Genomic DNA, 19,441 nt, shown 5'->3' with positions numbered 1-19,441 from the left:
GGCTACTCCGCCCGCAGGATGTGGCCGATCCGCAGCCGGCCGGCGAGCCGCCCCGGCCGGACGGCCAGCAGGTTGGCGACGGCGACGGTCAGCGGCCCGGCCAGGAGCAGCGCCGTCACCGCCAGGGGCGGCACGTACATCAGCGGCATCGTGTCCGCCACCACCCTCCACAGCGTGCGCCCGAGCGCGACCCCGAGCGGCACCCCGAAGCACAGCCCGAACAATGCCAGCAGCGTGGCCTGCACGACCACAGTCCATCGGGCCTGCCCGCGCGTCATGCCGAGCGCCCGCAGCACCGCCACGTCGTGCCGCCGTCGCCGGACCGCCGTCGCGAGGACGTGCCCGACGGCGCCGACCGCCAGGAGCGCCATGAAGACCGCCAGGAGGGCGGGCAGCCGCTCCACACCGCGGATCTGGACCATCGCCTCGGGCAGCGGCCAGGCGTCTCCGAACTCCATGTTCTCGGCGCCCTCGACCGCGGCGACGACGGCCCGCAGCCTCTCCCGCGCGGCGGCGACGTCGATGCCGGGACGCAGGGCGACCTCGGCCGCGTGGAACTTGAAGGCCTGCGCCCCGGCGAAGATCCGGTCGTATCCGCCGGAGGTGACCCAGCCTCCGTCGCCGAAGTCGTTGTGCGGGCTGGCGGGCACGAACGCGATCCCCGTGACGGTCATGGTCACCGGTGTGGCGCCGCCCCGCAGCGCGATCCGGTCGCCCACGCCGGCTCCGAGCAGGTCGGCGCTCTTGGGCGCGAGCGTGACCTCGCCCGCCGTCCGCGGCATCCGGCCGGCGAGGAGCGCCACCGGCAGCGGCCGGCCCACCGGGGCGTACGTGCCCATCGTGACGGAGACGTCTCCGGACTCCGCGACGGCGATCCGGCTGTCGTTGATCCCCTGGATGTCCGGCTCCCGCGCCAGGGTGCGCAGCACCTCGCCGGCCGGCCCGAAGTCCGTCCCGTTCATGCCGAAGAACGCCGACAGCTGGTAGGTCAGCCCGAACCGCTCCGGATGAGCGGAGGCGTCCTGCACCCCGGCGGAGAAGGTGAAGGCGGCCAGCACGCCGAGCACTCCGGAGACCGCGCCGACCAACGCCGGCCTGACCGGGACCGCTGCGGCGCCCCTGCCCGGCTCCAGGGCGAACCGCGCACCGACGACGAGCGGCACGGGAAGACCGGCGCGGGCCGCCGCGAGGGCCACCAGGGACCGGCGTCCCGCCGGGTCGTGCCGGGCGACGGCCAGGGTGACGGCCGCCGCGCCCCCGGCTCCGGCGAGGACGAGCGCGGGGATGAGGATCGACCCGCCGGCCAGGACCGGCCAGTCCAGGTCGAAGCCGGGAGCGGGCTCGACCAGCGCCGCCGATCCGATCGGCATCCAGGTGGACGCCACCGCCGCGGCGACGACCCCCGCGGCCGTGCCGGCGAGCGCCGCGAGGAACGGACCGGCCGCGGCCGCCCGCACCGTCTGGCGCGGCGTCAGGCCGACGGCCCGCAGCACCTGCAGGTCGGCGACCGTCGCCGCCGTGTAGCGCACCACCGACTGCCCGATCAGCACGATCGCCGCGGCCAGCGCGGCGAGCCCGAAGGCGAGCAGGCAGGCGGCCTCGAAGCCGGCCATCCGGCGGATAGGCTCGGCGAACTTCGTCTCGTTGTTCCACACGTCGATGTCGTTGCGGTGGGAGACCCTCGCGAGGCCCTCCCGGAACGCGGGGATGTCCCGCACGCCGTGCTTCAGCCGGACGATGGCGTTGACGAAGCCGTCCTCCCCGATCAGGTTCTCCCGATATTTCGCGAACAGTCCGTACGACGGGAGGAGGGCGCCGTTCTCCCCGACGCGGTCGGCGAACCACGGCGCGCGGACCATGCCGACGATCGTGACCGGGAGCGACGGTCCCCGTGGCGGCTCGCCGTTCGCCGGGTCGTAGTCCGGGTCCGATGCCTGATCAGGGGACATCAGCCGCATGACCAGCCGATCGCCCGTGCGGCGGTGGTAGGACTCGGCGAACCCCGGAGTGATCACGGCCTCGTCGGCCCGCCCCGGATCGGGCAGCCGTCCGTCGAGGACGACGGGCCGCTCGACGGTGTGCAGGAAGCCGGTGTCGGCGGGCGGGAAGCTGGAGATGTCGTCGGACGCGGGGATGCCGTCCACTCCGAAGCCGACCGTCACCGCGAACGTCGTCAGCGCCTCGACCTCGGGGAGCGCCCGCACCGGTGCCCAGTCGAAGCCCGGCTGGTTGGGCAGCACCGCGATCGTGGCGGGCAGCGTCTCTCGCTGCAGCCGGTCCAGCGCCGTGCCGCCGCGCCGTGCGCCCGCCACCGAGGCCAGGACGGTGGCCGAGGCGAAGGCCACGAGCAGGGTCAGCACCGCCAGTGGCCGCCAGCGGCGGCGTAGCTCCAGCCGCAACCAGGTGGCCGTCATGGTCATCGTCGCTCACTCCGTCCGGAGGATGTGGCCGATGCGGAGCCGGGCGGCGTGCCACCCCGGCCACAACGCGAGGAGGTTGGCGATCAGGACCGCCGCCGGCCCGATCGCCAGCAGCGCCCAGAGGGCGACCGGCGGCTCGTAGAACAGCGGGGTGCGCTCCGCGACGACACGCCAGAGCGTGCGGCCCAGCGCGACGCCGAGCGGCACGCCGAACGCCAGCCCGGCCACCGCCAGCAGCGACGCCTGGGTGAACACGACGAGCCGTGACTGCGCCCGGGTCATGCCGAGGGCCCGCATGACGGCGACCTCGTGCCTGCGCCGCCGTACGGCGGTGGCGAGCGCGTGGCCCACCGCTCCCACCGCGAGCAGCGCCAGGAAGCCGCCGAGGAAAAGCGGAAGGATCTGCACGTCCTGCACCTCGGCGAGCTGCTCGGGCGGTTGCATCGCCTCGACCGAGATCCGGTCGCCGCCCCCGATCCCGGCCATGTCCTTCGTGAGCCGGTCGAGGACGGCCTGCGGATCCGCGCCCGGGCGCAGGGCGACGAGCGCCAGGTGATACTTGAAGGCCGCGCCGAACATCGCCTCGAATCCGTCCGCGGTGGCCCACGCGCCCGCGTCGTAGTCGTTGTGCGACCCCTGCGGGACGAAGCCGATTCCCCGCACCGTCATCTCCCGCGGCCCGGTCGTGCCCGCGAGCCGTACGGACGAGCCGACCTCGGCGCGCAGGGACCGCGCGGTCGTGGGGGCCAGGACGACCTCGCCGGGGCCTTCGGGCATCCGCCCCGACAGGAGCACGACGTCCGCGGATCCGGCGAACGACTGGTGCCGGTAGACCGTGACGGAGACGCCGCCCGCCTCCGCGACCGCCACCCGGGCGTCGTTCACCCCCGCGACGTCGGGGTCCCGGGCGGCGGCCGTCATGACCTGCTCCGCCGCGGCCCAGTCCTCCCCGCTCTCGCCGAGGTAGGCGGTGAGCTGGAAGGTCTGCCCGAACCTGGTGGGATTGCCCGCCGCGTCGGCGACCCCCGCGGCGAACGTGAAGGAGGCGAGCACGCCGAGCACACCCGCGACCGCCGCCACCAGCGCGGGACGCACCGGAACCGAACTGGCGCCCTGACCGCGTTCCAGGGCGAACCGGGCGCCGGCCACCAGGGGCACGGGCAGCCCGAGGCGGTCCGCCGCCCGCGCCACCACGGAGCGGACCGGTGCCGCCTCGGACCGGGCCGACACGACGGCGAGCCAGGCCGCGGCGAGCGCCCCGGCCAGGACCAGCAGCGGGGCGGCGGCCCAGCCGCAGCCGAGCACGAGCGGGTCGGCGCTGAAACCGGGGGCGGGCTCGACCAGGGAGGCCGCGCCGATCGGCGTCCACATGGAGGCCGCCGCCGCGCCCGCGGTCCCCAGCGTCGAGCCGGCGACCGAGGCGAGGAACGGCCCGGCGCAGACGGCGGACAGGCACTGCCGTGTCGTCAGCCCCGACGCCCGCAGGACCTGCAGCTCTCCGACGCCGGCCGCGACGTAGCGGGCCACGGACTGGCCGACGAGGACGATCGCTGCGGCCAGGGCCGCCAGGGCGAAGAAGACGAGACACAGGCTCTCGTAGGCGTTGACCTGCTGACGGTGCCGGGCGACGTCGGCGGCGTTCCAGATCTCGATGTCCGTACGCCCGGTGATCTTCGCCAGCCCGGCGCGGAAGGCGGGCAGCCCGCGCTCCCCTTGGTCGAGCCGGACCAGGGCGTTGACGAATCCCGACGAGGAGGGGCCGAGGAAGTTCTTCGGATGCGCGGCGAAGAGGGCGGGCGAGGGGAAGACGGAGAACCAGGCGCCCTTGTCGGCGAGCTTGTCGGAATACCACGGGGAGCGGATGACGCCGACGATGCGCGCCCGCACGCGGGGACCGCCCGGCTCGCCGCTGAAAATGAAGTCGCCGGCCTGCCGCTCGGACAGCAGGCGCAGGGTGAGGGTGTCGCCGACGCCCAGTCCGTACGCGCCGGGGAAGTAGCCGGTGACCATGACCTCGTCCGGGCGGGCGGGGTCGGCGAGCCGTCCCTCCAGCACCACGGGCCGCTCGACGGTCCGGAACGCCTCACGGTCCACCGGGGGCAGGTAGCCGAAGTAGCCGGGCAGCTCCTCGACGAAGAAGGGCGCCACGGCGAAGCCCGACACCGCCGCCACGCCGGGCAGTGCGCGCACCGCGTCCCAGTCGAATCCCGGCTGGTTGGGCAGGACGACGGCGTCGGCCGGCAGGGTGACGGCGTTCAGTCGGGCCATCGCGCTGTCTCCGCGCCGCGCGCCGGCGAGGGCCGCCAGCACCGTGGTGGTCGCCACCGCCACGAGCAGCGCGAGCACGGCCAGCGACCGCGCCCGCCGGCGCGCCTCCAGCCGGAGCCAGACGCTGACAAGGCTCACGGCGTCTCCACCCGGCCGTCGCGCATCCGCACGGTGCGGCCCGCACCCGCGGCCACTTCCGGCGAGTGCGTCACCATGATGATCGTCTGGCCGGTGCCGTGGAGCCTGCGGAACAGTTCGAGGATCTCCAGCCCGCCCTCGCTGTCGAGCGCGCCGGTCGGCTCGTCGGCGAGCAGCAGCGTCGGCTCGTTCACGAGCGCGCGGGCGATCGCCAGGCGCTGGCGCTGTCCGCCGGACAGCACCGCGGGCACCTGCTCCGCGCGGTCGCTCAGCCCGAGCAGGTCGAGCACGTCGCGGGCCCGCGACTCGGCGGCCCGCCGCTTCATGCCGGCGAGGACGCCCGGCATGATCAGGTTGTCCAGCGCGGACACGCCGTCGAGCAGGTTGAAGAACTGGAACACGAATCCGATGTGGCCGCGCCGGAAGCGGGCCAGCCAGTCCTCGTCCCTGCCGTCCACCCGCTCGCCCGCGACCTCGATCGTCCCCTCGTCGACCGCGTCGAGGCCCGCGATGACGTTGAGCAGTGTCGACTTGCCGCAGCCGGAGGGGCCGGTGACCGCGACGAACTCTCCCTGGCGTACGTCGAGGTCGACCCCGCGCAGCGCGCGCACCGGGGCGAGGTCGGCGGTGAACGTGCGCCGGGCGCCGCGGACCCGCACCGCCGCGGGTTCCGTGGTGACGCCGTCGATCGCGGCGGCGGGCTGGGGGGCGGACATATCAGTTCACCTCTAGGTGATAGGCGTTGACGGGGGTGGAGCGGCCCTTGACGAGCCGGGGGCCGAGGGGTTTCCAGGGCCAGTGCTCGCCGGCCGCGCGCACGGTCGTCTCCGCCGCGACCGTGCCGGCGGGGCGGGCCAGGTCCTGCATGCGCTGGGCGAGGTTCACCGTGTCTCCCACGAGGGTGTACTCGACCCGTTCATCGCTTCCGAGGAGGGCCGCCGCTACCTCCCCCGTGGAAATGCCGATGCCGAGTCCGAAGGGGACGAGCCCCTGCCCGGCCCACTCGGCGTCGAGCCCGCGCTGCCGGACGTGCATCTCACAGGCCGCGTGTACGGCTCTCGCGGCGTGGTCGGGCGTGGGGTCGGGGGCGCCGAAGACGGCCATCACGGCGTCGCCCACATACTGCATGACCGTGCCGCCCGCGCTGAGGATCGCCGCGTTCATGGCCCGCCGGTGGGCGTTGAGCTGGCTCGCGAGCACCGCGGGGTCGGTGGCCTCCGCGATGGCCGAATAGCCGCGCACGTCTGACATGAGCACGGTCACGACGAGCCGTTCCGTGCGGCCTGCGGCGTCGCGGTCGCGCAGCAGCTTGTCGGCGAGGCCGCCGGGGAGCAGCCGCGACAGCGTCTCGCCCTGCTCGTCTCGGCGCAGGATCGCGGTGTGCAGCATCCGCAGCCGGCGCAGCGCCCCCTGCAGTCCCGCGCTCGCGCCCCTGGCGAGGACGAGGAAGAGACGCTCGATCTCGGCGTTGACCGCCTCGGGCGGCTCGCCCCGCGACGCGGCGATCGCCTTCACCGTACGGCCCTGGGCGACCTGGTGGAGCAGGTCCTCCTCCGCGGGCGAGAGCCGTCCATCGTCGTGGGCAGGCGTCACCAGCTCGCGCACGATCGCCGGGTCGATGAGCGAGCCGCCGGCGGCGACCTCCCGGATGGCCCTGCCGAGCAGGCCGGCGTCGGCGACCCGGTCCTTGAGAAGGTAGGCGTACCCGGCCGCGCCCTCGTCGAGCAGCCGGATCGCGTAGTCCGGGTCGTCGTACTGGCTCAGCACGACGACGCCGGTGCCGGGTAAGAGCTTGCGCACCTCGCGCGCCGCCTCGATCCCCTCGTCCTGGTAGGTCGGCGGCATCCGGATGTCGGTGACGACGACCTGCGGGCGCAGCCGGACCGCGGCGGCCACGACTTCGGCGTAGTCGGCGGCCAGCCCCACGATCTCCAGTGCGGCGTCGCGGCCCAGCAGCGCGCGCACACCCTCGCGGACGATCAGGTTGTCGTCCGCGAGCACCACGGTGATGCGTTCCACGAGCGAAATTACATATCCGGCGGGGCCGGGCGGGAAGGGTGCCAGGACGAGAGTCCGGGGGTGCTGGCACCCCCACGCGTTCGCAGGCTGACGCCCTCGAAGCCGGCCCGCATGGTTCCTACGGTCGGAGCATGCGAGTCGAATCGAAGATCACTTCTATCTCCTGGATCCCGTCCGAGGCGGTCAAGGGCTACACCAAGCCCGCGTTCACGATGGGGTTCACACATTACGACGATCCACCGCCCGACGTGATCACCGACGTCGCCGGCCTGCGTGACCGCGACGCGTTCCGGTTCGCCAACCGGCTGCGCGTCTGGGCCGAGTTCGACGGCGACCGGGTGGTCGCGCACGGCGCGGACGGCGGCCTCGTCATGGGCGCCACGACCGTCCGCCTGGGCCCGCTGGGCGTGCGGTTCGCCGCGTACGGCCTGCCCGACCTGCGGCCCGAGCCGCGGACCGGCGACGGGTGGATCACCTTCAGGCAGACCGCGGGCGGACGCACCGCGCTGCCGTTCCCCCGGCGCGTCTCGCGACCGCCGTACCTGCGGATGCAGTCGCCGCTCGTGTGGACCACGCTCGCGGTGACCCTGCACGCCGACGGACGGACCGAGGGGACGCTGGAGGGCGCCAGCCCGTTCCCCCGCCACTGGGTCTACGGGCCCGACGACCGGCTGACGCTCAAGGCCGGTCTCACCGACATCACGGCGTGGGCGGCCCAGGCGGGGCCGGACCGCACGCCGTGGGGCGACGAGGACTCCCCCGTGCTGGTCACCGCGGCCGAGACGGCGCTGGAGCGCCGGCTTTCCCTGCTGATCATGCGGGGCGCCCGCAAGCCGGTCATCCGCTCGCTGCCCGCCGGCACGCGGCTCGTGCGGCAGGGCGAGCCGGGTTCCTCCCTGTTCCTGCTTCTCGACGGCGTGCTCGGAGTGGACGTGGACGGCACGCCACTGCCCGAGCTCGGCCCCGGCGCGATCCTCGGTGAGCGCGCGGTGCTCGAAGGCGGCCTGCGCACGGCGACGCTGACGGCGCTGACCCCGGTCAGGGTGGCCGAGGCGGCCGCGGACGCGGTGGACAGGAAGGCACTGGCCGCGCTGGCCGAGGGGCACCGGCGAGAGGAACAGCTCACGTGAGGCTCGCGATGCTCGGCGTCCGCGGCTCGACCCCGGCGCCGGGCCCCGAGTTCGTGCGGTATGGCGGTCACACGAGCTGCGTGGCCGTGCTGCCCGACGACTCCGCCGTCCCGGCCCTGGTGCTGGACGCGGGAACCGGCCTGCGCGGGCTGGGGGCCCTGCTGGACGGGGCGCCGTTCCGCGGCTCCGTCCTGGTCACCCACCTTCACTGGGACCACGTGCAGGGGCTGCCGTTCTGCCCGCCGCTCGACCACCCCGGCGCGCGGGTCGACCTCTACCTGCCCTCGCCGCGGCCGCTCGAGACGCTGACCCGGGTCATGTCCCCGCCGCACTTCCCCATCACCCCGGGCGGCCTCGCGGGCGCCTGGCGGTTCCTCCCCTCCGCCTGCGGCGTGATCGAGGGGTACGCCGTCACCGTGGCCGAGATCACCCACAAGGGCGGTATCACCCACGGCATCCGGGTGGAGGGCGACGGAGTCGCCATCGCGTACCTGCCCGACCACGCGCCGCAGGCGGGATACGCGGCCGCCGCCGAGCTGGCGGCGGACGTCGACCTGCTGCTGCACGACGGCCAGTTCCTGCCCGGGGAGCAGGCGACGGCCGACGCCTACGGCCACTCCACGGTCGCCGACGCCGTCGCCTTCGCCGCCCGCTGCGGCGCCCGCCGCCTCGTGCTCACCCACCACGCCCCGGCCCGTACGGACGACGCGCTGGACGTGCTGGCCAAGGAGGTGGAGGTGGCCCGCCAGGGGGACGTGCTCACCCCCTGAGACTCGTTCCCGGCCCCGGCCGGGCGCCCGGTCAACCGGCCAGGCAGGCCGGGCCGAGCAGCTGCTTGAGGTCGCCCATCAGGGCGGGCGAGGGGGTCACCCGGAGCCGGTCGTCCAGCCGCATGACCGTCGTGCGCGGCCCGTTGTGCACCTGGAGGTGGACCTCCGTGGTGCCGGGGTGGGTGGTCAGCACCTCCTTGAGCCGGCCGACGACGGGCGGCGTGCAGCGGTTGATCGGCATGCTGACCACCAGCGGCCCGCCGTTCTCGGCACTGAGGTCCGGCGCGGTCACCTCCATCGCGATGATCTTCGCGACGTCCTCCCGCTTGTCGATCCTGCCCTTGACGAAGACGATCGCGTCCTCGGCGAGCACGGTCGCGCAGAGCTGGTAGGCCGACGGGAAGATCATGACCTCGATCGAGCCCTCCAGGTCCTCCAGCATGGTGAGGACCCAGGTGTCGCCCTTCTTGGTCACCTTGCGCTGCAGGCCCGACAGGATGCCGCCGACCGTGACGACCTGCCCGTCGGGACGGCTGTCGTCCTGGAGGGCCGCGATCGAGCAGTCGGCGCCCGCCGACAGGATGTGCTCGACGCCGAACAGCGGGTGGTCGGAGACGTACAGGCCGAGCATCTCGCGCTCGAACTGCAGCAGCGTCGTCTTGTCCCACTCCCCCGGCGGGATCTGCACGTCGAAGGTCTGGTCTTCGGCGCCGTCGATCGCGCCGAACAGCGAGTCCTGGCCGATCGCCTCGTTCTTCTTGATGTCGATGATCGCGTCGACGGCCTGTTCGTGCACCATCAGCAGGCCCTTGCGCACGTGCCCGAACGAGTCGAACGCGCCCGACTTGATCAGCGACTCGATGACGCGCTTGTTGCAGACGATCGCGGGGACCTTGCGCAGGAAGTCCTTGAAGTCGGTGAACCTGCCCTTCTCCTTGCGCGCCGCGATGATCCCGTCGACGACGTTCGCGCCGACGTTGCGGATGGCCGACAGGCCGAACCGGATGTCGGTGCCGCGCGGGGTGAAGTCGAAGTCGGAGTCGTTGACGTCCGGCGGGAGCACCTTGATGCCCATGCGGCGGCACTCGTTGAGATAGAGGGCCGACTTGTCCTTGTCGTCCTTGACGCTGGTGAGCAGGGCCGCCATGTATTCGGCCGGGTAGTTGGCCTTGAGATAGGCGGTCCAGTAGGACACCAGGCCGTATCCGGCGGTGTGGGCCTTGTTGAAGGCGTAGTCGGAGAACGGCAGGAGGATGTCCCACAGGGCCTTGATGGCCGCGGCGGAGAACCCGTTCTCCTTCATGCCCTTCTCGAAGAACTCGAACTGCTTGTCCAGCTCGGCCTTCTTCTTCTTGCCCATCGCGCGGCGGAGCAGGTCGGCGCCGCCGAGCGTGTAGTTGGCCACCTTCTGGGCGATGGCCATGACCTGCTCCTGATAGACGATCAGGCCGTAGGTCGTGCTGAGGATGTCCTTGAGCGGCTCCTCCAGCTCGGGGTGGATCGGGGTGATCTCCTGCTGGCCGTTCTTGCGCAGCGCGTAGTTGGTGTGCGAGTTGGCGCCCATCGGGCCGGGCCGGTAGAGCGCGAGGGCCGCGGAGATGTCCTCGAAGTTGTCGGGCTTCATCAGCCGCAGCAGCGTGCGCATGCCGCCGCCGTCCAGCTGGAAGATGCCGAGCGTGTCGCCCTTGGCCAGCAGCTCGTACGTCTTGGTGTCGTCGAGCGGGAGCTCCAGCAGCTCGATCCTGTTCCCGGTGTTCGTCTCGATCATCTTGAGGCAGTCGTCGATGATCGTGAGGTTGCGCAGGCCCAGGAAGTCCATCTTCAGCAGGCCGAGCGTCTCGCAGGTCGGGTAGTCGAACTGCGTGATGATCGCGCCGTCGGAGTCGCGGCGCATGATCGGGATGTGGTCGGTCAGCGGCTCGGCCGACATGATGACGCCCGCGGCGTGCACGCCGGTCTGCCGGATCAGGCCCTCCAGGCCGCGCCCGAGGTCGATCGTCGCCTTGACGTCGACGTCCTCCTCGTACAGCTTGCGCAGCTCGCCCGCCTCGTTGTAGCGCGGGTGGTCGGAGTCGAAGATGCCCGACAGCGGGATGTCCTTGCCCATCACCGCCGGGGGGAACGCCTTGGAGATGCGGTCGCCCAGCGCGTACGGGTAACCGAGGACGCGGCCGGCGTCCTTCACGGCCGCCTTCGCCTTGATGGTGCCGAACGTGGCGATCATGGCGACCTTGTCGGCGCCCCACTTCTCGGTGACGTAGCGGATCACGTCGGCGCGCCGGCGCTCGTCGAAGTCGATGTCGATGTCGGGCATCGAGACGCGCTCGGGGTTGAGGAACCGCTCGAAGATCAGGCCGTGCGGGATCGGGTCGAGGTCGGTGATGCCCAGCGAGTACGCGACCAGCGAACCGGCGGCCGAACCACGGCCGGGACCGACCCGGATGCCGTTGTTCTTGGCCCACATGATGAAGTCGGCGACCACGAGGAAGTAGCTCGGGAAGCCCATCTGGATGATGACCGACAGCTCGTTCTCGACCCAGGCGCGGTGCTCCTCGTCGACGCCGCCGGGGAAGCGGCGCTTCATGCCCTCCCAGACCTGCTGCCGGAAGTACTCCTCCTCCGTCATCCCCTCGGGGATCGGGTAGGTCGGCATGAGGTTGTGGTAGGGGAAGAAGCCCTCGGGGTCGACCTTCTCGGCCACCAGCAGCGTGTTGCGGCAGCCCTCCTGCCAGATGTCGGAGGAGTCGACCGCCCGCATCTCGTCGGCCGTCTTGATGTAGTAGCCGCTGCCGTCGAACCGGAACCGGTCGGGGTCGCTGAGCTGCTTGCCCGTCTGGATGCACAGGAGGGCGTCGTGACCGGCGGCGTCCGACTCGTACGTGTAGTGGGAGTCGTTGGTGACCACCGGCGGGATGTCCAGCTCGCGGCTGATCCGGATCAGGCCGTCGCGGACCCGGCGCTCGATGTCGAGCCCGTGGTCCATGATCTCCAGGAAGTAGTTCTCCTTGCCGAAGATCTCCTGGTATTTCGCGGCGGCCTTGAGCGCCTCGTCGTACTGGCCGAGCCGCAGCCGGGTCTGCACCTCCCCGGACGGGCAGCCGGTCGTGGCCATCAGGCCGTCGGCGTGCTCGGCGAGGATGTCGGCGTCCATCCGGGCCCACTTGCGGACGAAGCCCTCGGTGTAGGCACGCGAGCTGAGCTTCATCAGGTTCTTCAGGCCGGTCTTGTTCCGCGCCCAGATGGTCATGTGGGTGTAGTAGCCACCCGCCGAGACGTCGTCGCTCTTCTGGTGCGGCTCGCCCCACAGCACCGGCTTCTTGTGCATGCGCGACTCGGGCGCGACGTACGCCTCGATGCCGAGGATGGGCTTCACCCCGGCGCCGGTCGCCTGCTTGTAGAAGTCGTAGGCGCCGTGCATGTTGCCATGGTCGGTGATCGCGATCGCGGGCATCTCCAGCTCGCCCACGAGTTTGAACATCTGCTTCAGCCGCGCCGCTCCGTCGAGCATCGAATACTCGGTGTGGACGTGCAGATGAACAAACGAATCACCCATGAGACCCCCATCGTCACCGGACCGCGGACCAGAGCCTACGCCGTGATCGCCAACCAGTGGGACTCAGGTGAAACAGAGTTTATCTCCGTTCCTCGCCGTCGCGCGTCTCCTCCGACAGGCGCAGCCCGGCCTCGATCACGGCGTTCATGATGGGGGCGAGCCGACCCGCGCCGAGGCTGGGGGCGCGGCGGGCCATGGCCTCCACGAGGCGCCGCTCACGCTCCATGTCGCGCCCCCGGAACCCGCCGACGGGCTTGAGCCGCTGGATGCGCCCGGCCAGCGCGGCCCGGCGTTCGAGCAGCGTGGCGAGGGCCGCGTCCACCCGGTCGATCGCGGCCCGGGCCGCGCCGAGGGTCTCGGGGTCGTCGCGCCGCACGAGCGCCGCCATGACCGTCGCCGCCTCGTGCGCCGCCGCGAGGGCCGGCGCGGGCGCGCCCGGGGCGACCAGCAGGCCGTCCGCGCCCGCCGCCACCGCCGCGTTCGCGAGCCCGCCGTCGGCGCCCAGCCCGGCGAGCACGGGACGGCCGGCCCGCTCCCGAGCGGCGCGCATGAGCCCGAGATCGGGCGCGGCGTCCTCCGCGTGACCGCCGCTCTCGCATAGCACGACCGCCTCGTTGCCCTCGGCGGCGCAGTCGTCCGCCGCGGCCAGCCACTCCTCCAGCGTCGCCGCCCGCCCGTTCCGGCCGGCTCCCCGCTGGAGGACGACAGGGAGCCCGAGCCGGGCCGCGGCGCGGACGAGATCGGGGTCGGCCGCCCAGGCCGCCCCGACCACCACGCCGTCGGCGTGCCGGGCCACGATGGACAGGTCGGCGACCGTGGCGGGCTCCATCAGCAGTGGGCCGGCCTCGGCGACCGCCCTGTCTCGCGAGGAACCCTCCCCGGAAGCGTCCCCGTGCTCGGGCCCCGCGCCGTCCGCGGAAGTGCCGGCGGGAGCGCCGGGAGCGCCTGGAGTGCCGGGGATCGTGCCGTCGCCGCGCAGGCGCACCCAGCGGGCGTCCCGGCCCCCGATGACCACAACGGGGCGCCCGTCGCCGATCACGAGGTCGCCGATCCGTACGGCATCGCGGTCGAGTTGGGCTGCCTTCGTCATGTGGGCTCCTCCATGAGCGCCCCCGCGGAACCGGCGGTCCGCCACGAGGGCTCGCTGAGATCGGGACTGGCCGAGAAAACGAACGTCCGAAAACCAAAAAGGCAGAGACGCTGGCGTCCCTGCCTCAAGCCGGCTCCGGATGGTCGCTAGCTCACGTCACGCGACCGGCTCTCCGGAGCCGGCCTCGTAAACGAGCTGTACCTACCCATAACAAGGACCTTAGCAGCGGCGGGCCACGACTCGAACCGATTTGTCTCGGATTCCGGGATCGCCTGTCATGTACGCGGTTGATCCCTTTGCCATCCGTGGGACGATTCATGGGTCCAGGAAGGGGTTCGAGTGTCGCGTGCGGAAGGCCGGCTCGTCGGAGGCCGGTACCAGTTGGTGGAGCCGATCGGCCGGGGTGGCATGGGCGTGGTATGGCGCGCCCACGACCAGTTGCTGGACCGCGCGGTCGCGGTCAAGGAGGTCCGCTACGACAGCGCCATGGGCGACGAGCTCAGCGACCTCAATCGCCGGACCATGCGCGAGGCCCGGGCCGCGGGCCGCCTCACCCACCCCAACGTGGTGGTCGTCCACGACGTGATCGAGGAGGACGACCGCCCCTGGATCATCATGCAGCTCGTGCCGTCCCGCTCGCTGGGGCAGGTGATCAGGGAGGACGGCCCGCTGTCCGCCGAGCGCACCGTCGAGATCGGCCTGCAGATCCTCGACGCGCTGCGCGCCGCCCACCGCCAGGGCGTGCTGCACCGCGACGTCAAGCCGGAGAACGTGCTGCTCACCGATGACGGCCGGGTGGTCCTGACCGACTTCGGCATCGCCAGGCTCGAAGCCGACTCCACCATGACCCGCACCGGCCTCGTCGGCACCCCCGCCTTCATCGCCCCCGAACGGCTCCGCGGCGAGGCCGCCCAGCGCGAATCGGACCTGTGGTCGCTCGGCGCCACGCTCTACACGGCGGTGGAGGGCAAGCCCCCGCACGACCGGGGCATGGCGATGGCCACCATGCACGCCGTGCTGAACGACGACCCGGCCCCGCCGCGGCGCGCGGGCGCGCTGGGTTCCGTCCTCCAAAGGATGCTGGCCAAGGAGCCCGCCGACCGGCCCGGCTATGACGAGCTCATCCGGCTGCTCAAGCGGGCGGCGCGGGAGCTGGCCCCGCCGCCGTCCCGGCCCGCCGCCGAGCCCGCCTCCCCGCAGGCCGCGAAGCCGGAGGCCGCGAAGCCCGAAACGCCCGCCTCCCGGCAGGGCAAGGCGTCCCGGGGTGCGGCGCCGTACCCGCCCGTGTCCCCCTCGCCCGCGTCTTCGCCGGAGGCCTCCTCCTCCCGAAGGGACGAGGCGGCGGAGCGCACCCCCGCCGCCGGTGAGGGAGGAGCGGCCGGGCGCGGCGGCGCCCTGCGCGATGCCGCGGGCCCCGGCGAGATCACCTCGCCCCTCCCGGTCATCCGCGACGACGCGGCACCCGGACAGGCGGACGGCCCGGCCCAGGAGCGGCCCGGGAAGACTCCGGCGGCCATGCCGGAGACCGGCGCGCAGGCCGCCCCGCCCGCCCGTACGACGCCTTCGACCGGCACTTCCGCCAAGGGGAGGCCCGGGAAGGAGGACGGCCGGGCGGCGGACGCGGACGCCGGCGACGGCACCACCAGGATCGCCCCCGCCGCCTCCGCGGGCTCCGTGGCCTCCGTGGCCTCCGGTGGGAAGGGCCGTAATGGGCAGGAGGGCTCGTCCGCCGCCGGGAAGGCGAAGGATTCCGGCGCCTCCTCCGGTGAGCGCCCCGCCACCACGGCCTCCGGGTCGAGCGCGACACCGAAGGGCGCCACGGGCGGGAGCACCACAGGCGGGAGCACCACAGGGGGAAGCACCACAGGGGGGAGCGCCGCGTCGAAGGCCGCGGCGGGTTCGGCCTCGTCCGCGTCGTCCGCGTCGTCCGCCTCATCTGGTTCGTCCGGTTCGTTCGCCTCCTCCGGTTCCACCGGCTCCGGGAGCTCCGGCGGCTTCGGGGGTTCCGGTGGCGGCAGCCGTACGTCCCGGCCCTACGCGAACGACCGGCCCACGCCGGGTGCGGGCGACGAGCGGCCCGCCGCCACGGCGGACCGTACGCAGGAGTCCTCGGGCGGCATCGCCGGGAGCCCGATCGCCGGGCTGCGGCAGGCGTCCCCGACGATTCCCCCGCAGGACGGGGCGGCCTGGCAGGGGTCGCCGACCAGCCTGGTCGTGCCGCGGTCGTCGAACAGCCTGCTGAAGGTCGCGTTGATCCTCGTTCCCGCGCTGCTGGTCATCGCCGGTGTGGCGGGGTACCTCGGCCTGCGGGCGGGTGAAGGCGACTCGGGAAGCGACCCCGCCGCCGGGCCGAACGCGGCCGCGGCGGTCGGGGGCGGCGACACGCCCTCCGCTGCGGAGCCCTCATCGGCCGCGCCGAACTCCCCCGAGCCGTCCGCGTCGGAAGAGGAGACGAAGTCCCCCGAGCCCTCCCCCAGCCCCAAGACCTCCGAGCCCGCCGGTGTCCCCGACGGGTGGCACAAGTACAAGCACTCCAGCGGGTTCTCCATCGCGCTGCCGAAGGGATGGCATGTCGACGGCAGGGGCAACGGCGAGGTCCGCTTCCGCGGCGACTCGCACACCTATCTGGAGGTCCACCACACCACGAGTCCCGAGTCGGACGCGCTGAAGGTCTGGCGGCGCGACGTGCCGGGCATGAGCCGGAACTTCCCCGGCTACAAGCTCGTCGAGATCCGCGAGGTCAAGGGGTTCTGGAAGACCGCGGCCGACTGGGAGTTCACCTTCGGCGACAGCCGCTATCGGTCCCGGGTGATCGACCGTGGCTTCGTCACCGACAAGCACAACGGCTACGCGCTGCTCTACAAGACCCAGGACAAGGACTGGAAGAAGAAGAAAGAGCTCTTCGAGACCATCGCCTCCACCTTCAAGCCGGCGAAGTAGCGACCGGCGGGCGTGTCACGCCGGTGACCGCGGGCGCTCATACGCGGGTGCCCGCGGTCCCGGCACTGGCGGCGACGCGATGCGGTCAGGGCTGGCCGACGTAGTCGACCACCACGGTCGCCGGGCGGGCGGTCCAGCTGTCGTCCACGGGGGTGAACGTCACCTTCCCGGAGCCGTAGCACGGCAGTGTCGCGGTGGCCGGGATGTCGGCCTTGACCCCGTAGTAGCGCAGCACGAGCGCCCTTGTGACGGTCGACGGGTCGCCCAGGTTCACCGCGATCGAGGTGCCGCCGCTGCCGGTGTAGCCGAGGCCCGCGAGCGACGACGCGATCCCGGCGGGCCGCACCTCCACCGTCTGCCCGGGTAACGGATGCCCGGTCTGTCCAGGGAATACCGGCCCATAGCACGCCATCTTGATGACCGTGTGGCTGGTCTGGCCGTTGACGAAACCGTAGAAGTACTCGTGGGGGCCGATGGGAGCGGGGTCGGCGACCTCGGCCGAGGCGGGGAGCGCGGTGGCCGCCACGAGGACGGCGGCGGCCAGGGGGACGAGGCGCGCGGCGGCGGTGCGGAACACGGAACCTCCGGCTGACGACAGGTGCGCGAACGGGCGATCCGGACGGTAGGCCGGTCCTTCCTGCCGGTCAACGTCCGCCGTCCCCCGCTCGGCCCGGCGCTCGGAAGACGCGGCGGAACGGGTGAAACGTTCACCGGCTCAGCTCCGCCTCGGCGCCCCGGCCCCCTGACCACCGTGGCGGGGCGGGCTCAGCCGGTGTGGCGGGCCTGCGCCAGGTAGGCCACCAGGCCGGCGATCCGTTCGGCCGGCCAGGGCAGGCTCCGGCCGATCTCCGCGCTGTTGTCCTGCCACATCCTCTGGGCCGCCGCCCTCGTCCGCTCGCCCTCCGGTCCGGCGGGGTGGAACCGGCCCGCGAGGGCGTCCCAGCGGCGTACGAGGTCGCGGGCGCGCTCGTCCTCCGCGGGAACGCCGGTCTCCACGAGCCGCAGGCCCTCCTCTACGAGCCCCTTCCATTCGTGCTTGGCCGCTTCGACGCCCTCGCCGCCCAGGGCGGCCCTGCGCTCGGCCAGCCGCTCGCGCTGCTCTTCGGTCAAGTAGGTCTCGAACACCGACATCAACTCCAATGCGGTCATCAACCGGTCCGGATCGGGGCCGGACGAGTCGCCGGCCTGCCGGAGCAGGCCGCGGACCCGCCGGCGCAGCATCCCGATCAGCTCGGCATGCTCGTCGAGCCTGCGCAACTGCGCCGTCAGCAGATGGCGCATCGACTCGGGGTCGTCCGCCGCGCCGTCGAGAACGCCCGCGATCTCCTCCAGCGACAGGCCGAGGGTCCGCAGGGTGCGGACGCGGTACAGCCGCCGCAGGTCCCGCTCGGTGTAGCGGCGGTGCCCGGCGGGCGTACGCTCGCTCGCGCGCAGCAGCCCGATCTCGTCGTAGTGGTAGAGCGCGCGCACCGTCATCCCGGTCGCCCGTGCCAGCTCGCCGATCGACCATCGCCGCCCGGCGTCGTCCGTCCCGATCACGCTCGGAACGCTACGACCTCCCGCCGCGTAGGGTTCAAGCCCCGCGAGCGCGCGATCACCGGCGTCCGGCAGGCCTCCCTCTGCCGAGGACGGGAACCCGCCTGACTACACTGCGGCTGCGATCCGGTCGCGACGCCGTCGAAGGCTGGAGCTCCCCCGCCCGGAAACGAAAGGCACGGCACGATGGCCGACCGCGACACCGCCGCACTCGACGACCCCGTCGGCGAGTCGCTTCGCGGCCACCACGCGCACCTGGCCCGCCGGATCGGACGGGCGGCCGGTTATCCGCCGGAGATCGCGACGTTCTCCACGGTGTCCGCCGACCCCGGCCCGGCCGAGTGGGACGACCTCGCGCGGCTGCTCGGTCGCGGCGGGTTCGCCGATCTGTTCAGCTCCCCGGCTACCCCGCCCGCGGACTGGGAGCCGGTGTTCAGCCTCGACGGCTTCCAGATGATCTGGCCCGAGGGCGCCCACCCCGGTCACACGGAGGCCCAACCCGCTCATGCGGAAGCCGAGTCCGGCGCGCGGATCGCCGAGCTGGACGCCGGCGACGTGCCCGAGATGCTCGATCTCACCGCGCGGACCCGGCCTGGGCCGTTCTGGCCCCGGACCCCCGAGCTCGGCGCCTATCTCGGCGTCCGCGAGAACGGGGCCCTGGTCGCCATGGCGGGCGAACGGCTCCGCCCGCCCGGGTGGACCGAGATCAGCGCCGTCTGCGCCGCCCCCGAGGCCCGCGGGCGCGGTCACGCCTCCCGCCTGGTGCGCGCCCTGGTCACCCGCATCACGGCGCGCGGCGAGCGCCCGTTCCTCCACGTGGCCGAGGCCAACGTCGCCGCGATCGCGCTCTACGAGCGGCTCGGTTTCAAGGTCCGCAGGCGCGTGACGTTCCGCGGGTTCCGCACACCCTGACCGGCCGTCACGCCCGCCGCCGTCGCGGCGTCAGCGGGAGTAGTGCTCGACCACGAGCTGCTCGTCCACCGGCACGGCGATCTCCTCGCGTACGGGTCGCCGCAGCAGCGTGAAGCGCAGCGCGCGGTGGTCCACGTCGAGGTAGGGGGCGATCCGCTCGTCCGCGTACGCGCCCTCGGCGGCGGCCGCGAACGGCTGCATCCGGACCGACCGCTCCCGTACGGCCACCGACTGGCCCGGCTTGACCTGGTAGCTCGGGATGTCCACCTTGCGGCCGTCGACCGTGATGTGCCCGTGGTTCACGTACTGCCGGGCGGCGTAGATGGACGGCGCGAGGCCGGCCCGCAGGACGAGCGAGGCGAGCCGGGTCTCCAGCAGCGCCACCAGTTCCTCCCCCGAACGGCCGGGGCGGCGGACGGCCAGATCCCAGTAGCGGCGGAGCTGACGTTCCGGCACGTCGTAATACCAGCGGAGCTTCTGCTTCTCCAGCAGCCGCATTCCGTAGTCGCCGGTGTTGCGCCGGCTGGTCTTGCGGCCGTGCTCCCCCGGCGGGTAGGGCCGGGCCTCGAAGTACTTCACCGCCTTCCGGGTGAGCGGGACGCCCGCCCGGCGCGACAGCCGCACCTTCGGACCCGTGTAACGCATGACGCCTCTTTTCAAGTTAG

At 72.9% G+C, this 19,441-nt stretch carries 13 protein-coding genes; 4 read left to right on the top strand and 9 right to left on the bottom strand.

The window, feature by feature from the left end; genetic code table 11:
- Positions 1 to 2 precede the first annotated feature (2 nt).
- Genes OHB01_RS24335 through OHB01_RS24320 form a run of 4 tightly spaced genes read right to left on the bottom strand, consistent with a single transcriptional unit; the run spans position 3 to position 6,845 of the window.
- The gene (locus tag OHB01_RS24335) at positions 3 to 2,420 is read right to left on the bottom strand and encodes an ABC transporter permease (RefSeq protein WP_328709664.1); all 2,418 of its coding nucleotides are present in this window, start codon (positions 2,418 to 2,420) and stop codon (positions 3 to 5) included.
- A gap of 6 nt (positions 2,421 to 2,426) precedes the next feature.
- Positions 2,427 to 4,826 carry an ABC transporter permease gene (locus OHB01_RS24330; protein WP_328854018.1) on the bottom strand — a complete coding sequence of 800 codons (2,400 nt, stop codon included), beginning with the start codon at positions 4,824 to 4,826 and terminating at the stop codon, positions 2,427 to 2,429.
- Positions 4,823 to 5,542 (bottom strand): ABC transporter ATP-binding protein, encoded by a 720-nt coding sequence (locus OHB01_RS24325; RefSeq protein WP_142645048.1) that lies wholly within the window; start codon positions 5,540 to 5,542, stop codon positions 4,823 to 4,825. The genes OHB01_RS24330 and OHB01_RS24325 overlap by 4 nt, the downstream gene beginning before the upstream one ends.
- 1 nt (position 5,543) lies before the next feature.
- Positions 5,544 to 6,845 (bottom strand): adenylate/guanylate cyclase domain-containing protein, encoded by a 1,302-nt coding sequence (locus OHB01_RS24320; protein WP_328854017.1) that lies wholly within the window; start codon positions 6,843 to 6,845, stop codon positions 5,544 to 5,546.
- Positions 6,846 to 6,976: 131 nt separating this feature from the next.
- Between OHB01_RS24320 and OHB01_RS24315 the strand changes: the two genes are divergently transcribed.
- Positions 6,977 to 7,975, top strand: coding sequence for a cyclic nucleotide-binding domain-containing protein (locus OHB01_RS24315; RefSeq protein ID WP_328709661.1), 999 nt, complete (start codon positions 6,977 to 6,979; stop codon positions 7,973 to 7,975).
- Complete coding sequence (locus OHB01_RS24310; RefSeq protein ID WP_328709660.1) at positions 7,972 to 8,745, top strand: MBL fold metallo-hydrolase; 774 nt, start codon at positions 7,972 to 7,974, stop codon at positions 8,743 to 8,745. The genes OHB01_RS24315 and OHB01_RS24310 overlap by 4 nt, the downstream gene beginning before the upstream one ends.
- A gap of 31 nt (positions 8,746 to 8,776) precedes the next feature.
- Here the strand turns inward: OHB01_RS24310 and dnaE are convergent, their stop codons facing one another.
- Both dnaE and OHB01_RS24300 read right to left on the bottom strand, forming a co-directional pair.
- Positions 8,777 to 12,298 (bottom strand): DNA polymerase III subunit alpha, encoded by a 3,522-nt coding sequence (gene dnaE, locus OHB01_RS24305; RefSeq protein WP_142645045.1) that lies wholly within the window; start codon positions 12,296 to 12,298, stop codon positions 8,777 to 8,779.
- 79 nt (positions 12,299 to 12,377) lie between these two features.
- A complete protein-coding gene (locus OHB01_RS24300; protein ID WP_142645044.1) occupies positions 12,378 to 13,388 on the bottom strand; it encodes a chorismate mutase in 1,011 nt (336 codons plus the stop codon).
- A gap of 339 nt (positions 13,389 to 13,727) precedes the next feature.
- On the opposite strand from OHB01_RS24300, the gene OHB01_RS24295 reads away from it, so the two are divergent.
- On the top strand, positions 13,728 to 16,328 hold the full coding sequence (locus tag OHB01_RS24295) for a serine/threonine-protein kinase (RefSeq protein WP_328854016.1): 2,601 nt from the start codon (positions 13,728 to 13,730) through the stop codon (positions 16,326 to 16,328).
- 85 nt (positions 16,329 to 16,413) lie between these two features.
- Here the strand turns inward: OHB01_RS24295 and OHB01_RS24290 are convergent, their stop codons facing one another.
- A complete protein-coding gene (locus tag OHB01_RS24290) occupies positions 16,414 to 16,905 on the bottom strand; it encodes a hypothetical protein (RefSeq protein ID WP_142645042.1) in 492 nt (163 codons plus the stop codon).
- 188 nt (positions 16,906 to 17,093) lie between these two features.
- Positions 17,094 to 17,867 (bottom strand): MerR family transcriptional regulator, encoded by a 774-nt coding sequence (locus OHB01_RS24285; protein ID WP_142645041.1) that lies wholly within the window; start codon positions 17,865 to 17,867, stop codon positions 17,094 to 17,096.
- 183 nt (positions 17,868 to 18,050) lie between these two features.
- Here OHB01_RS24285 and OHB01_RS24280 point away from each other — a divergent pair, with 183 nt between their 5' ends.
- Positions 18,051 to 18,776: a GNAT family N-acetyltransferase gene (locus OHB01_RS24280; RefSeq protein ID WP_328854015.1), complete on the top strand. Its 726-nt coding sequence runs from the start codon at positions 18,051 to 18,053 to the stop codon at positions 18,774 to 18,776.
- Positions 18,777 to 18,806: 30 nt separating this feature from the next.
- Here OHB01_RS24280 and rpsD read toward each other — a convergent pair whose 3' ends face one another.
- Positions 18,807 to 19,421 (bottom strand): 30S ribosomal protein S4, encoded by a 615-nt coding sequence (rpsD, locus tag OHB01_RS24275; RefSeq protein WP_142645039.1) that lies wholly within the window; start codon positions 19,419 to 19,421, stop codon positions 18,807 to 18,809.
- Positions 19,422 to 19,441: the final 20 nt, after the last annotated feature.

It is taken from the genome of Microbispora hainanensis, from assembly GCF_036186745.1.
Lineage (GTDB): Bacteria > Actinomycetota > Actinomycetes > Streptosporangiales > Streptosporangiaceae > Microbispora.
The sequence above is the reverse complement of the archived record's forward strand: the minus strand, read 5'-3'. Positions and strand labels throughout refer to the sequence as shown.

What these genes read in the sequence shown, in the direction of transcription:
- OHB01_RS24335 (WP_328709664.1), bottom strand. Translation starts at nt 2,420, where the DNA reads ATGACCATGACGGCCACCTGGTTGCGGCTGGAGCTACGCCGCCGCTGG.
- OHB01_RS24325 (WP_142645048.1), bottom strand. Translation starts at nt 5,542, where the DNA reads ATGTCCGCCCCCCAGCCCGCCGCCGCGATCGACGGCGTCACCACGGAA.
- OHB01_RS24280 (WP_328854015.1), top strand. Translation starts at nt 18,051, where the DNA reads ATGGCCGACCGCGACACCGCCGCACTCGACGACCCCGTCGGCGAGTCG.
- rpsD (WP_142645039.1), bottom strand. Translation starts at nt 19,421, where the DNA reads ATGCGTTACACGGGTCCGAAGGTGCGGCTGTCGCGCCGGGCGGGCGTC.
- dnaE (WP_142645045.1), bottom strand. Translation starts at nt 12,298, where the DNA reads ATGGGTGATTCGTTTGTTCATCTGCACGTCCACACCGAGTATTCGATG.
- OHB01_RS24315 (WP_328709661.1), top strand. Translation starts at nt 6,977, where the DNA reads ATGCGAGTCGAATCGAAGATCACTTCTATCTCCTGGATCCCGTCCGAG.
- OHB01_RS24300 (WP_142645044.1), bottom strand. Translation starts at nt 13,388, where the DNA reads ATGACGAAGGCAGCCCAACTCGACCGCGATGCCGTACGGATCGGCGAC.